The 12,640-nt window shown below is 61.9% G+C and carries 12 protein-coding genes and 1 tRNA gene; 12 read left to right on the plus strand and 1 reads right to left on the minus strand.

Features of this window, described 5'->3' with window-relative positions; genetic code table 11:
- Positions 1 to 76: 76 nt before the first annotated feature.
- The 5 genes from AAFP05_RS12445 (at position 77) to AAFP05_RS12465 (ending at position 4,849) form a co-directional block, all read left to right on the plus strand.
- Positions 77 to 1,153, plus strand: a complete 1,077-nt coding sequence (locus AAFP05_RS12445; RefSeq protein WP_341730205.1) for an HD domain-containing protein — start codon at positions 77 to 79, stop codon at positions 1,151 to 1,153.
- 37 nt (positions 1,154 to 1,190) lie between these two features.
- Positions 1,191 to 3,065, plus strand: a complete 1,875-nt coding sequence (gene dnaG, locus AAFP05_RS12450) for a DNA primase (protein WP_341730193.1) — start codon at positions 1,191 to 1,193, stop codon at positions 3,063 to 3,065.
- A gap of 96 nt (positions 3,066 to 3,161) precedes the next feature.
- Positions 3,162 to 3,992, plus strand: a complete 831-nt coding sequence (locus AAFP05_RS12455) for a sigma-70 family RNA polymerase sigma factor (protein ID WP_341730194.1) — start codon at positions 3,162 to 3,164, stop codon at positions 3,990 to 3,992.
- Positions 3,993 to 4,022: 30 nt separating this feature from the next.
- A complete protein-coding gene (locus AAFP05_RS12460; protein WP_341730195.1) occupies positions 4,023 to 4,526 on the plus strand; it encodes a hypothetical protein in 504 nt (167 codons plus the stop codon).
- 247 nt (positions 4,527 to 4,773) lie between these two features.
- A tRNA-Asn gene (locus AAFP05_RS12465) sits at positions 4,774 to 4,849 on the plus strand.
- A gap of 98 nt (positions 4,850 to 4,947) precedes the next feature.
- Here AAFP05_RS12465 and AAFP05_RS12470 read toward each other — a convergent pair.
- On the minus strand, positions 4,948 to 6,462 hold the full coding sequence (locus AAFP05_RS12470; RefSeq protein WP_341730196.1) for a PucR family transcriptional regulator: 1,515 nt from the start codon (positions 6,460 to 6,462) through the stop codon (positions 4,948 to 4,950).
- 163 nt (positions 6,463 to 6,625) lie between these two features.
- Here AAFP05_RS12470 and AAFP05_RS12475 point away from each other — a divergent pair, with 163 nt between their 5' ends.
- The 7 genes from AAFP05_RS12475 to AAFP05_RS12505 all read left to right on the plus strand — a co-directional run.
- Positions 6,626 to 7,918 (plus strand): aspartate aminotransferase family protein, encoded by a 1,293-nt coding sequence (locus tag AAFP05_RS12475; RefSeq protein ID WP_341730197.1) that lies wholly within the window; start codon positions 6,626 to 6,628, stop codon positions 7,916 to 7,918.
- Complete coding sequence (locus tag AAFP05_RS12480; RefSeq protein WP_341730198.1) at positions 7,918 to 8,907, plus strand: C-terminal binding protein; 990 nt, start codon at positions 7,918 to 7,920, stop codon at positions 8,905 to 8,907. Before AAFP05_RS12475 ends, AAFP05_RS12480 begins: the two co-directional genes overlap by 1 nt.
- 7 nt (positions 8,908 to 8,914) lie before the next feature.
- Positions 8,915 to 9,979 carry an alcohol dehydrogenase catalytic domain-containing protein gene (locus AAFP05_RS12485; protein ID WP_341730199.1) on the plus strand — a complete coding sequence of 355 codons (1,065 nt, stop codon included), beginning with the start codon at positions 8,915 to 8,917 and terminating at the stop codon, positions 9,977 to 9,979.
- Positions 9,980 to 10,099: 120 nt separating this feature from the next.
- Complete coding sequence (locus AAFP05_RS12490; RefSeq protein WP_341730200.1) at positions 10,100 to 10,738, plus strand: amino acid ABC transporter permease; 639 nt, start codon at positions 10,100 to 10,102, stop codon at positions 10,736 to 10,738.
- Positions 10,735 to 11,391, plus strand: coding sequence for an amino acid ABC transporter permease (locus tag AAFP05_RS12495; protein WP_341730201.1), 657 nt, complete (start codon positions 10,735 to 10,737; stop codon positions 11,389 to 11,391). The genes AAFP05_RS12490 and AAFP05_RS12495 overlap by 4 nt, the downstream gene beginning before the upstream one ends.
- Before the next feature lie 34 nt (positions 11,392 to 11,425).
- The gene (locus AAFP05_RS12500; protein WP_341730202.1) at positions 11,426 to 12,289 is read left to right on the plus strand and encodes an ABC transporter substrate-binding protein; all 864 of its coding nucleotides are present in this window, start codon (positions 11,426 to 11,428) and stop codon (positions 12,287 to 12,289) included.
- A gap of 76 nt (positions 12,290 to 12,365) precedes the next feature.
- A partial coding sequence (locus tag AAFP05_RS12505) for an ATP-binding cassette domain-containing protein (protein ID WP_341730203.1) occupies positions 12,366 to 12,640 on the plus strand: 275 nt, incomplete at its 3' end.

Raw genomic sequence — 12,640 nt, forward strand, 5'->3', positions numbered from 1 at the left:
CGTGTGTCAGGCTAGGCGCATGAGTTCTTCGGACGCATTGCAGCCCAATGCGCGGGCCGTCAGCTGGGCCGCCACCATGGCCGGGCATGGCGATGAACTCGTCACCGCGCATCGCGACAGCCATGTGGGCATCGCGCGCGGAGCCCCGATCGGACGCGAAGCCCGCGAGGACCGTGAAGCCGGCTGGCTGCGTCCGGGTGCGACATTTGCTCACGGTTCCGGTAACCGGGCGCGCGAGGAGGAGCCGGATTCCGAACGCACCTGTTTCGAACGAGACCGCGACAGGATCGTCCATTCGACGGCTTTTCGTAGGCTGGCAGGCAAGACCCAGGTCGTGGTCTATCCGACCGATCATCAGCGCACCCGGCTCACCCACGCGCTGGAGGTGGCACAGGTGGCCACCTCGGTCGCCCGCGCGGTGGCAGCCAATGTCAGCTTGACCGAGGCGATCGCGCTCGGTCACGATTGCGGGCACGGCCCCGGCGGACATGCCTCCGAGGAGGCATTCGACGCCTTCTTGCCGGATGGGTTCGACCATGGGCCTTGGGGTGCCGATGTAGCGCTCGCCGAACTCAATCTGTGCGCTGAGACACTCGACGGCATCCGCAACCACTCGTGGTCGCGGCAGGCACCGGCGACCATCGAAGGCGAGATCGTCAGCTGGGCCGACCGGATCGCGTACTGCGCGCATGACTTGGAGGACGCGGCATCGGCCGGCATAGTCCACCTGGACGACCTGCCGGAGTTGGTCTCGGCGCGGCTGGGTACCGGACGACGCGAACAACTCAGCGTGCTGATCCGCAGCCTTTCCCGCAGCATCGTGGAGGCCGGTCAGGTGGGTATGAATGCGGGCGACGCCGAGGCACTGGCGGAGCTACGGCGCTTCAACTACCGGCAAATCTATACGCGTCCGGAATCGCTGGAACAGTCGCAGGCGGTAATCGCGGTGCTTCAGGACCTGGTCTCGTATTACATCGAGCATCCATCGCGGTTGCCGGAGGCCTTCCGAAGCGATGACCGTGTGCTCGCGGCCGTCACCTATGTCGCGGGAATGACCGACAGATTCGCCTTCGATCAGGCTGAGAATCTGCTGGGCTGGGCGAGGCACGAACTGCCGCGCAGCATGGGTCATGGTGTCGGCCCGGTGAGGTGAAAAACCCGGGTCTGCGGGCACGGCTAAACTTGCCGCCATGGCCACCCGGATCAACGATGAAGACATCGCGTTGGTTCGTGAGCGAGCCCGCATCGATGAGATCGTCGGCGCCTACGTCCAGCTGCGCAACGCCGGGGGAGGGTCGCTGAAGGGGCTGTGCCCGTTCCACGACGAGAAGACGCCCAGTTTTCAGGTCACGCCTTCGCGTGGCTTCTACTACTGCTTCGGTTGTGGTGAGGGCGGCGATGTCATCACCTTCTTGCAGAAGATCGACAATCTGACTTTCGCCGAGGCCGTCCAGGCCCTGGCTGACAAGACGGGCGTCCAACTGCGGATCAGCGATGACGGCAGGCCGGCCGCCCAGCCGGGCCTGCGACAGCGGATACTGGCGGCAAATCAGGCTGCTTGCGAGTTCTATCAGGGCCAGATCACCACCCCGGAGGCTGTGATCTTCCGGCAGTTCGTCGACGGGCGTGGCTTCGGGCGCCAGGCTGCCGAACACTTCAGCATGGGCTACGCCCCCAAGGACGGCCGGGCACTGCATAATCACCTGCGCAGCGGCGGATTCGGCGACGATGAGCTGGTGAAAGCCGGCCTGATCCGCGAATCGGGCTGGGACTATTTCCAGGGCAGGGTGATCTGGCCGATCAAGGACTCTGCGCAATCGGTGCTCGGCTTCGGCGCCCGCCGGGTCTTCGACGACGACCGGATGCCGGCCAAGTACATCAACACTCCCGAGACAGCCGTGTACAAGAAGTCACACGTGCTCTACGGGCTCGATCTGGCCAGGCAGCCGATCGGCAAGAAGTCGCAGGCCGTGGTCGTCGAGGGCTACACAGATGTGATGGCCTGCCATCTGTCGGGCATTGATACGGCTGTGGCATCCTGCGGCACCGCTTTCGGTGCCGATCATGCACGGATGCTGCAGCGGCTGATGGGCAACAGCGATGCGTTCAGCGGTGAGATCGTCTTCACCTTCGATGGGGACGCGGCCGGGCAGGCGGCGGCACTCAAGGTCTTCAATCTCGATCAGACCTTCGTCGCGCAGACCTATGTCGCTGTGGAGCCGAACGGGCTCGATCCGTGCGATCTGCGGTTGAGCTCGGGGGAGCCAGCGGTACGCGAACTGGTTGGACGCCGAGTTCCGCTCTATCGCTTCGTCATGCGAAACGTGGTCGGCCAATACGATCTCGACCGTGTCGATGGACGCCTGCAGGCGGTCCGGGCAGCAGCTCCGCTGGTGTCAAGCGTCCGCGACAGCTCGCTGGTGCGCGGTTACCTCCACGATCTCGCCCAGCTGGTCGGTATGGACGTCGAAGAGGTGCGCCAGGTCGTCTCGCAGCAGACGCGCAGGTCGATGCCGGCCGCCCAGGAGCCGCCCAAACAGCGCGTCCAGAGGTCAGCCGATGTCGATGAAGCTCCGGCGCTGGATGGTTTGTCGTTGCCCTGGCCCGACCCGCGCGATCGCAGCATCGTCGTCGAGCGCGACACCGTGAAACTGATGCTGCAGTATCCGATGCTCTTCGACACCGCCTGGAATGGTGTCAGCCCGGACGACTTCACCCACCCTGCCTACCGGGCCGTTTTCGAGGTCATCTTGGCGACGCCGCTCCAGACACACGGCTGGACGGAGCAACTCCAGGCAGCCACCTTGGATGATGTTGCTCGTCAACTGCAGGTCGCCTTGCTGGTCGAGGGTGTGCATCACGACCCCGACGAGGCCTACGCATCGGCGTATACCGCGAAGCTGCAGTTGCTGACCACGTTGCGCAAACTCGCAGATCTGAAATCACGGCTGCAGCGCATCAATCCGGTCGAGCACGCGTCCAGCCATAAGCAGGCGTTCACCGAACTCATCGCGTTGGAAACTCGGCGCCGTACCCTCGAGCAGATCAGCACCGGAGCAGATTGACCCGGCTTTCGCGTCGTTTCCACAGCATCTGGTGTTGTCCGTTTCCTTGCTGTGGATAAGCCCCATCAGATACCGGGCCCGGCTGATGCTAGAGCTATGTTCTTCGAAGCTACTGATGCCGTTCTACTGAATGGCGACGACGAGATCCGGCTGGCCGAGACGATTGAGGCAGGCGTGACAGCAGAGCACGCGCTGGCGGACCGCTCGTTCGGCTGCAGAGCCGATCCGGCGGACCTCGAGCGAGTGGCCGCAATCGGGCGAGCCGCCCAGGACGAATTCTTCATCGGGAACCTGCCAATGGTGGCCAGTCTCGCGCACACCTGGGCCGATCGCGCTGGTGTAGCCGCGGAGGAGCTCTTTCAGGAAGGCTGCGTGGGGCTCGGCCGGGCGATCCGGCGCTGGGACCACCGTCGCGGCTACCGATTCTCAAGTTTGGCATGGCCGATCGTGGAGACGGAGATCTCGCGTGCCGCGCTACGCCGTTGTGGTGCGATCGAGGCCAGCATCTTCCGACTGCGCAATGCGATGCAACTGAGGCGCTCCCAGGAGCAGTTGGAGATGCTGCTCGGGCGCGAGGTGGCTGTGGACGAACTCGCCGACTATCTGGGTCGTGATGTACGTGTCGTTGCCGAGGCAGTGCGGCTCAGCGCCCCTGGTCGCCTGACCGACGATCTGCTGGCGGTGCTGCCAGATCAGGCAACGAGACCGGGCTGCGACGAGATGCACCCAAGAGCGAAGCAATGGCTCGACAAATTGCCGCGCCCAGAAGCCGATATCCTACGATGCACTTTCGGCGTCGGTGAACCTCCCATGACGCGGGCTGCGGTCGCAGCCCGGATGGGCCTGAGCGTGTCGACGATCCGGCGGCTCGAGCAGCGAGGATTGACACGGCTGCGGACCCTCATGAAAGCGGAGCAGGCCGCCTGATGGGTGGAGCAGAGGTGAAAGAATTGAAGCATGGCCGATCGCGCGATGCACAAGCTGACCAAGGACGAGATCGTCGAGCTTCGCAAGGTGCTGGGCGCACGTCCGGATGTGCTGGTGTCGGCTCGGGGACCGCAGGCATTCGTGGCGCTGTTACGCGATCGGCTGGTGGTGCGCAGAGAGCAGGGCTGGCAGTTTGTCGCGTGGGCAGATGTTCAGCGCGGCGGCTGGGATTCGGACAACCGGCGGCTCTACTGGGAACTGGTCGACGGCACCCGTTCTGAGGTCGAGTTGAACCAGAGCAGCGCACTGCCGCATGCCTTCGCCGAGCGGGTGCGTGCGTCCATCGTGGTCTCGCGGCAGTTCCAGCTGGACGATGACCTGGGCACCGTGTTGATCGTCGGACGCCGTCAGCCCGGTTCCGACGACCCGATCAGCTGGCAGGCGGAGGGGCTCGGACGCTGCGATCTGACCGATCCGAGGGTGCAGTCGATCGTGCTCGGACTGGTCGAGGACGTCCGTGCCGAATATGAGTGAGCCTGAGTCTGGGGGCTGGATTTCGCAGTATTGATCTGCCGGGGTAGGCATTCCGGAATGCTGCCAATCGATTTGATGGGCTGGCCGGCCGGCCCAGTGGGCAGGCCAGCTGCTTACCTGCATCCTCGATGGTTGTGTCGGCAGACGGACATCGCCGGAGTCGTCCGGTTAGGACGTGTGGTCTGATTTGGGGAACCGGTGGGGGCCTGCTAGTGTTTCATCTCGCGTTGAGAAACGCGAACGCCAATCCCTGGTAGCTCAATTGGCAGAGCATCTGACTGTTAATCAGAGGGTTACTGGTTCGAGTCCAGTCCGGGGAGCCAATCGAGTTCCGCCTGACTAGGCAATTAAAAAAATGTCTAATGATCTGCAGACAGTCCGAAGCCGTTGAACGACCCGGACCGGGCCGATGTCATTCGAATCAGGATGCGGTGGCCTTCGGGAGTTCGCCGTGATGCGCCAGAACCTGACAGGCGAACCAGAGGTCATGGCGCGCCGAATGATCCAGCGAACCCAGGCCAAGCAATTCGCAGACCCGCCGCATGCGACGGCTTATGGTGTGGCGATGCACGCCCAGGTTGGCCGCAGCGATGTCAAGGGCTCCATCTGCGTCCAGCCAGGCAGCGAGCGTAGTCAGCAGTTCGTGGTTGCCCGGATCGATGATCGGGCCTAGCCTCGTCCGAGCGAAGGCCTCTGCCTCCCGACGCGGAAGCAGATCGACCAGATTCACCCTGGGGTTGGCTTCATCCGCCGCGTGATCGGTGTCGTGGCGCAATAAGTCACCCAGAGCCAGGCTTCTGGCCTCGCCCAGCTCGCGCCAACTGCACGTCGGCGCCCATCCCGCCCGCAGACCGTCTTCGTCCATCTGGGTGGCAAGCCTGGCCTGCATCGCAGGCCTCGTGACGATCCACAAGCGGCCCTCCAGTTGCCCCCACGCCGCCGGAATATCGGTAAGACGCAGCGCGCCAAGCTGGGCCTCGGTACCTTCTACGCAGCCCAGTTGAACAGGGTCGTGGGGTGTCTTGGGCCACACACTCTTCCCGGCGCGTAGAACCAGGTCGGCGTTGCCAGCGAGGGCCTCCGCAATCAGACTGGAGCGCATCTCGGCGAGCGCGGTCTCCAGGCGTCCTGTCAAGGATAGAAAGATGCCCAACAGGTTCGAGGCCAATAGGCAGGTGGAGATGGCCAGGGGATCCAGTTCTCCTGGTGTGCCTGCCACCAAGAAACCTCGCGGCTGGTCCTCGCTGCCGGCGATCGTGTGCACACACAGCTGCGAGTGTTCGTCATCGGCGAAGCTCACGGTCTTGCCGCTGGCCATGTGCTGACGGACGGCCAGAGCTGCCCGAGTCAGCTGGTCGGTGTGGGTGTGCACGAGCATGCGTCCGTTGCGATCGACCAGAACGGCCCAGCCACTGATGATCTGCGCGGTGCTGCTCACCACAGACTGCGCAACATTTGGACGCCCGGCCGCCGCGATAAGCCGGCGCTGGGCGCTATTGGTGCGACGCAGATAGGCATGCTCGGCGTCCGAACGGGACTTTGAGACCGCCTTGATGACTGCTGAGAACGGCAGTTCCCAGGGAATCTCGAAGACCGGCAAACCGTAGCGATGCGCCGAGCGAAGGAGCTCGTCGGGAACGCAGTCGTGGTGATCGCCGACTCCAAAGCCGAGAGCAACGACAGAACTGTCACACAACCTGTGAACATAGTGCCGATAGATCTCCCCGAGCTCCTCAGCGCTGGTCTCGTCGGGACGCGGCAGTCTGGAGCCGGTGGTCATGAGCACTTCGCCGGGTTCGGTGAACAAGGTCGAATCGACCAACTCGCTCTGATGAACCCAGTGAATCTGAGCATCCAGGGCGCCATCGGCGCCCTCAAAGCGCAGCAGCAATCCGAGCGAACGGATGCTGAGGAGTTCTCGTACGGTGAAAGCCATGGGTGAACTGTAGCCATCTCATACTCGCGGGCCCATGATTCCAGAAATCTGGTACATGCCGTACCTGCCGTCGGTGCTTGCTACGGCTTTACAGTTTGTGCAAACGAATCGGGGATCGACGCCGCTCCTCAACCCGAAGGCAGAACCAGAAGGAGCGAGGCAAATGATCACCTACGCGGACTATGAGAGCTACTTGAGTCCCGCCCTGTACAAGACGACGGACCTTATCATTGATCGCGGCGCCGGCAGCTACATCTGGGACACCAGCGGTCGCCGCTATCTCGACTGGGTGCAGGGCATCGCGGTCAATGCCCTGGGACACTGTCATCCGAGGGTGGTGGAGGCCATCAAGGCGCAGGTCGAGAAGCTGTTAACCGCATCGTTCAACATGGTCAACTACGAAAGCACCCTGCTCTGGGCAGAACGGATAGCCGAACTGGCGCCCGGTGAACTGTCCACGACCTTCTTCAGCAACGGCGGCGCCGAAGCCACCGATGGAGCTCTCAAGCTGGCCAAGGCATACACCGGAAGGCCCGCGATCATCGCCTTCAAGGGTTCCATCCACGGTCGTACGATCGCCGCAACCTCGGTGACCGCATCCAACGCCAAGTACCGCAAGGGCTACGACCCGCTGATGTCGGGTATCGACTTCATCCCCTACCCCTCGGCCAGCCAGGCCCCCGCGGGTTTCACCCCCGACCAGATCACCGACTACGCATTGGGTCAGCTCGACGATCTCTTTTCTTACATCCGCGACCCGGGTTCGGTGGCCGCCATCCTCATGGAACCGGTCCAAGGCGAGGGCGGTTACGTCGTCCCGCCAACCGGCTTCGTCAAGACGCTCCGAGAGATCTGCGACGGGCACGGCATCCTGCTCATCTTTGACGAGATCCAGGCCGGCTATGGACGCACCGGCAAGTTCTTCGCCAGCGAGAACCTTGATGTGGTACCCGACATCATGACGATCGGCAAGGCCATGGCCGGAGGACTCGCTGCCAGCGGCGTGGTCTCCACTCACGAGATCATGCAGGCCTGGGGTCCGGGACGCCACGGGGGCACCTTCGGTGGCAATCCGGTCGTCGCGTCAGCCGGGCTCGCTGTCCTTGATGAGTTCAAGGAGGCAAAGGTGCTAGACAACGTCAATGCGGTCGGCGATCATCTGGCCGCCCGCCTCGAGGGGCTCAAAGAGCGATATCCGATCGTCACCGATGCCCGCGGGCTCGGCCTGATGCGCGCCATCGAACTCAACCATGTCGATGGACGACCGGGAGGTGACCTGCTTGAGCAGGTTCGGCGAGACTGCCTCGACAAGGGACTGCTCACGCTGTCGTGTGGTGTTCGAGGCAACGGCCTACGCCTCGCCACACCCCTCAACACCACCACCGATCTTATCGACGAAGGCCTCGCGATCCTTGAAGACGTCTTGACCAACGCGAACGAGAAGGAAGTGAACTGATGCCGGTTCGAGTCGTCTACTTCAACGTCGATGGTGGCTTGGACTACGAAAGTCAGCTACTGGCCGAGTGGGGTGTCGTCGACAAGATCGAGTTGGTCGGCGTCACCACTCCCGACAATGCGGACGATACTTTCGTTGAGGCGGTGGCAGATGCAGACGGCGTTCTCGTGGAGTACTTCGAGGTAACCCGCGCAGTGCTGGAACGTCTGCCCAAGTTGAAGGTCATCAGCCTGCAGGCGATCGGCGTGTCCAACGTGGACCTTGATGCGGCAACCGACCTCGGCATTGGGGTGACCAATACCCCCGGGTTCTGCTCCGAAGACGTCGCCCTGCACACCGTCGGAATGATCATTGACCTCGTCCGCAAGATCAGCTTTCTCGATCGCAGCGTGCGCGCCGGGCATTGGGACCCTATGCTCGGCGGGCTCCCCACTCGCGTGTCGGGCAAGACCATTGGACTCGTCTTCTTCGGGAGCATCCCCAAGCTGATGGTGCCGGTTCTCCACGCCATCGGCCTGCGGGTTATCGTCTATGCGCCAACCAAGTCGGCCGAGTACCTCGAAGAGTACGGAGTCGAGAAGGTCGACAGTCTCGACGAGTTGCTGGCCACATCCGACATCGTGTCATTGCACACTCCACTGTTGTCCGAGACCAGGCACCTGATCGGCAAGCGCGAGCTGGAACTCATGAAGCCGACGGCATTGCTCATCAACACCGCGCGAGGGCCGGTAGTCGACGAGCCGGCTCTCGTCGAAGCGTTGACGACAGGTCAGATTGCCGGCGCCGGGGTGGACGTCATCGAGGACGAGGACACAGAGTCCTCCGATCTCTTCGGATTGGAGAACGTCCTCATCACCCCGCACGCCGCCTTCATTTCCGAGGAGTCTCTTGCCGACGGACGTCGGATCGCGCTGAGACAACTCGTCCAACGCTTGGTCTTCAATGAGGCGCCGGAAAACCTCGTCAACATGGGCGCTGGGACGAGGTGAACTGACGATGCGTGCGGTGGTCTTTCAGGGCCCCTATCAGGTCTCGGTCGAAACGGTTCCCGACCCGAGCATCGAAGATCCTGGCGATGTGATCGTGCAGGTCGAGGCCGCAGCGGTATGCGGCTCAGATCTGTGGACCTACCGCGGCCAGGCCGCCGTCGCGCCAGGCGCACGGATCGGTCACGAGTTCCTGGGTCGCGTCGTCGAGACGGGATCCCAGGTCACCGGGCCGGATGTTGGGGACTGGGTCGTTGCGCCTTTCCGCTATTCCGATGGGGAATGCTCCTACTGTCGTGAGGGACTTAGTTCCTCATGTCTGGATGGCGGCTTTTGGAGCCGCGAGGTTGTCGATGCCGGCCAGGGCGAACTGGTAAGAGTGCCGCATGCCTCGGCCACGCTGGTCAAACTGAGTTCCGATGGTTCGGCGCCATCCGCCGAGCGTATCCCAGACCTGCTTGCTCTTGCCGATGTCATGCCTACCGGATTGCACGGTGTGCGTAATGCAGATGTTCAGGCCGGCGACACCGTCATCATCGTCGGAGACGGAGCCGTCGGTCAATGCGCAATCATCGCTGCCCGCATGATCGGGGCCGATCGAGTCATCGTCTTGGGCGGTGCGCACTCCGATCGTGAAGAAATGGCCCGGGCCAATGGTGCCGACGAGTTTGTGTCACTGCGGGGCGATGATGCGGTAGCCGCGGTACGCGAATTGACCTCGGGAGAATTGGCCAAGCAAGTGGTGGAATGTGTCGGCTCGAGTGGATCATTCGATACGGCATTATCCCTGGTCAGAGCGGGAGGGAGCCTTGGATATGTCGGCCTTCCGCACGGAATTAAGGTGGACTTGGCGGCCGTGTTCGGACGCAACATTTCGATTTCAGGTGGAATATGCCCGGCACGCGACTACCTGCCCGAGCTGCTCCGGTTGGTGAGTTCTGATGAATTGTATCCGGGCATCGTCTTCAGCTATTTCGGTACGCTCGATAATGCGCCGGAGGCGTATCGTCAAATGGACCGGCGCGAGACGGTGAAGGCGCTCCTATGGCCAAGCAATCCTGTTACCTCAAGGTAACGTGAACGATACTAGGATAATCTCTCTCGTAAAGCTGCTGAAACACTCCTGGCGTAGGCTCAGAGATATTACAGAGGTAAGTCGAGACGCGCCTCTGACAAGCCGACAGAGGAGACGTCCGTGGGGGGATTTGCGCCGATCATACAGGCCATTCCGTGCACCTTACTGGTGACCGTCGGGGCTTTTCTTATCGGTTTTGTGATCGCGATTCCGCTGATGTTCATGCGACGTTCGGGGTTTGTGCCCCTCAGGCTTGTGGCGCAGAGCTTCATCGATATTGCACGAGGTATTCCGCCGATCGTGTGGCTGTTCTTCATCTATTTCGGGCTCCCGGGAATCGGAGTTCTTCTCGACCCGCTCAAAGCGTCCATAATCGGGCTCGGTATCATTTCGTCCGGGTATTTGGCCGAGATCTTCAGAGGCGGCCTGTTGGCTGTTCACAAGGGTCAGTTCGAAGCGTCGCATGCGCTTGGCTTGGGGAGTTGGACGATGTTCACCAAGGTTATCGCGCCGCAGGCTTTGCGGGCGATGCTGCCCGGACTGGCTACCTATTTCATCGGTCTTGTGAAAGATTCTTCGATTGCCTCCGTGATCGGTGTGACGGAGATGGTCTTCGCGGCCAGCACCTATGCGCGCAGGTCACCTGAAGGGATTCTTCTTTTCTTCATCGCGGCCATTGTCTATATGGCTCTATCTATACCGATGGGTCTTGCCGCCCGCGGCATGGAAGCTCGCATGCGTAAGGCAGGTGCACGTTGATCAGCACATTTCGATTTTGGGCAGATAGCTTTCCCAAGCTATTTGGCGGACTGATCGTCTCGCTTGGACTCACCGCGCTCAGTCTTCTGATCGGTCTACCTCTCGGGCTCTTGTTGGCGGTTGGGGTCAGTTCCCGATTCAAGCCGTTGAACTGGCTATCCATCGCATTGGTAGAGATCGGGCGCGGTGCGCCCGCTCTGGTCGTGCTCTATGTCGTCTATTTCGGCTTGCCAGCGCTGAACTGGTCGCCGACCGCGTTTCTCTGCGCAGTCATCGGACTCACCTTCACGACAGCTGCCTATGCTGGCGAATACCTTCGCGGCGGGCTGAGGTCAGTTAATGCCGGCACAATCGAGGCGGGCCAGGCACTCGCTTTGACGAATGTTGATGTCCTTCGTTTCATCATCATTCCGCAAGGCTTGCGGGTCTCAATTCCTTCACTCATGGGACTCGCGATCCAGATTTTCCAGGCCACGTCGCTTACCTATTCGATAACTGTGAGCGAATTGACCGCAAATGCGTACAGCATCAGCAACCAGACCTTCCGGGCTCTCGAGACCTTTGCCCTAGCAGGACTCATGTACGCAGTCATCACCATCCCTGCAAGTTGGGTGACCAGACAGGCCGAGCGGCGTATGTCGCTTGGTCAGTGAGGTCATCCGCCCACACCACCAGAGGAGTCGAATCATGTCGATGCGCCTTTCAAAAGGCTTGACGGCCGCCGTCGCGGTGACAGGCCTGCTACTTGCCGGCTGTTCCAGCGGCAGCTCCGGCGAGTCCAGTTCCGACGTCGCGGCAGACTGCACACCCGCGAATGTCTTTACCACCATCAAAGATGGCACTCTCACCATTGCGGCACCGGAGTTTCCTCCATTCTCGTCGCTCGCAGGCGGATCTGCCGCTGGCGTGGACGTGGATATCATCACCGCCATCGCCGAAATGGAATGCCTGACTCCGGAGTACGTGCAGGTTGACTACAGCGGTGCAGTTCCGGCCGTCCAGTCCGGTCGCGCCGATGTCGCGATTGGCGACTACTACCGCACGACGAGCCGGGCCGAAGTCGTCGGGCTGAGTGAGGCGATGTACGTCGACGGGATGGGCATCATCTCCAAAGACGGCATGACCGATATCCCCACCATCCTCACTCGCAACGTCGGTACCGTTGACGGCTATTTATGGGTCGCTGACCTTCAGGCTCAGCTCGGCGACAAGCTGAAGATCTACAAGTCAAACGTCGAGATGTGGGCCGACCTTGACAGTGGCCGAATCGACGTCGGCATCGACTCGGTTCCTGCTGCCGCGTTCAGCGCCGGCCAGAACGGTGGCGATTGGAAGGTCACCACCGCCGATCCCTACGATCCGATCGGCGCCTCAGTCAAACCCGCCCAGGTAGGTATCCCCTTCACGAAGAGCAATACGGCTCTGGGTGACGCCCTCAACGCTGACATCGCCGCGCTACGGGCCGACGGCACTTTGAAGCAGATCTTCATCGACCACGACGTGGATCCGAGCCTCACCGAGGTCGAAGAGAGCTACCTGCTCGACAGCTGATCCCAACGAGCGCTCGGGTGGCCCATGCACCCGAGCGCTCGATCCTTGATTCTCAACGCGCAGGGAGACACAGAAGATGAGCAACAACGGTGAACTGACGGTCACGGCCAACGAGCCCGATGATTCCGCGAGCAGTCGCGGACGCCCGGAATTCGCCATCGAGCTGGCCGGCCTCCGCAAGAAGTATGGCGACCATGAGGTCCTCAAAGGGGTCGCCTTGCGCGTCAGGGAAGGCTCGGTGTGTTCTATCATCGGACCTAGCGGAGCCGGCAAGAGCACACTGTTGCGGTGCATCAACCTTCTTGAGGAACCCGACGACGGAAACATGGTCATCGCCGGGCAGTTCCGTGA

This window comes from Brooklawnia sp. (genome assembly GCF_032229645.1).
GTDB lineage: Bacteria > Actinomycetota > Actinomycetes > Propionibacteriales > Propionibacteriaceae > Brooklawnia.

Coding starts and splice junctions, on each gene's coding strand:
- AAFP05_RS12445 (WP_341730205.1), top strand. CDS start 77: ATGGCCGGGCATGGCGATGAACTCGTCACCGCGCATCGCGACAGCCAT.
- dnaG (WP_341730193.1), top strand. CDS start 1,191: ATGGCCACCCGGATCAACGATGAAGACATCGCGTTGGTTCGTGAGCGA.
- AAFP05_RS12455 (WP_341730194.1), top strand. CDS start 3,162: ATGTTCTTCGAAGCTACTGATGCCGTTCTACTGAATGGCGACGACGAG.
- AAFP05_RS12460 (WP_341730195.1), top strand. CDS start 4,023: ATGGCCGATCGCGCGATGCACAAGCTGACCAAGGACGAGATCGTCGAG.
- AAFP05_RS12470 (WP_341730196.1), bottom strand. CDS start 6,462: ATGGCTTTCACCGTACGAGAACTCCTCAGCATCCGTTCGCTCGGATTG.
- AAFP05_RS12475 (WP_341730197.1), top strand. CDS start 6,626: ATGATCACCTACGCGGACTATGAGAGCTACTTGAGTCCCGCCCTGTAC.
- AAFP05_RS12480 (WP_341730198.1), top strand. CDS start 7,918: ATGCCGGTTCGAGTCGTCTACTTCAACGTCGATGGTGGCTTGGACTAC.
- AAFP05_RS12485 (WP_341730199.1), top strand. CDS start 8,915: ATGCGTGCGGTGGTCTTTCAGGGCCCCTATCAGGTCTCGGTCGAAACG.
- AAFP05_RS12500 (WP_341730202.1), top strand. CDS start 11,426: ATGTCGATGCGCCTTTCAAAAGGCTTGACGGCCGCCGTCGCGGTGACA.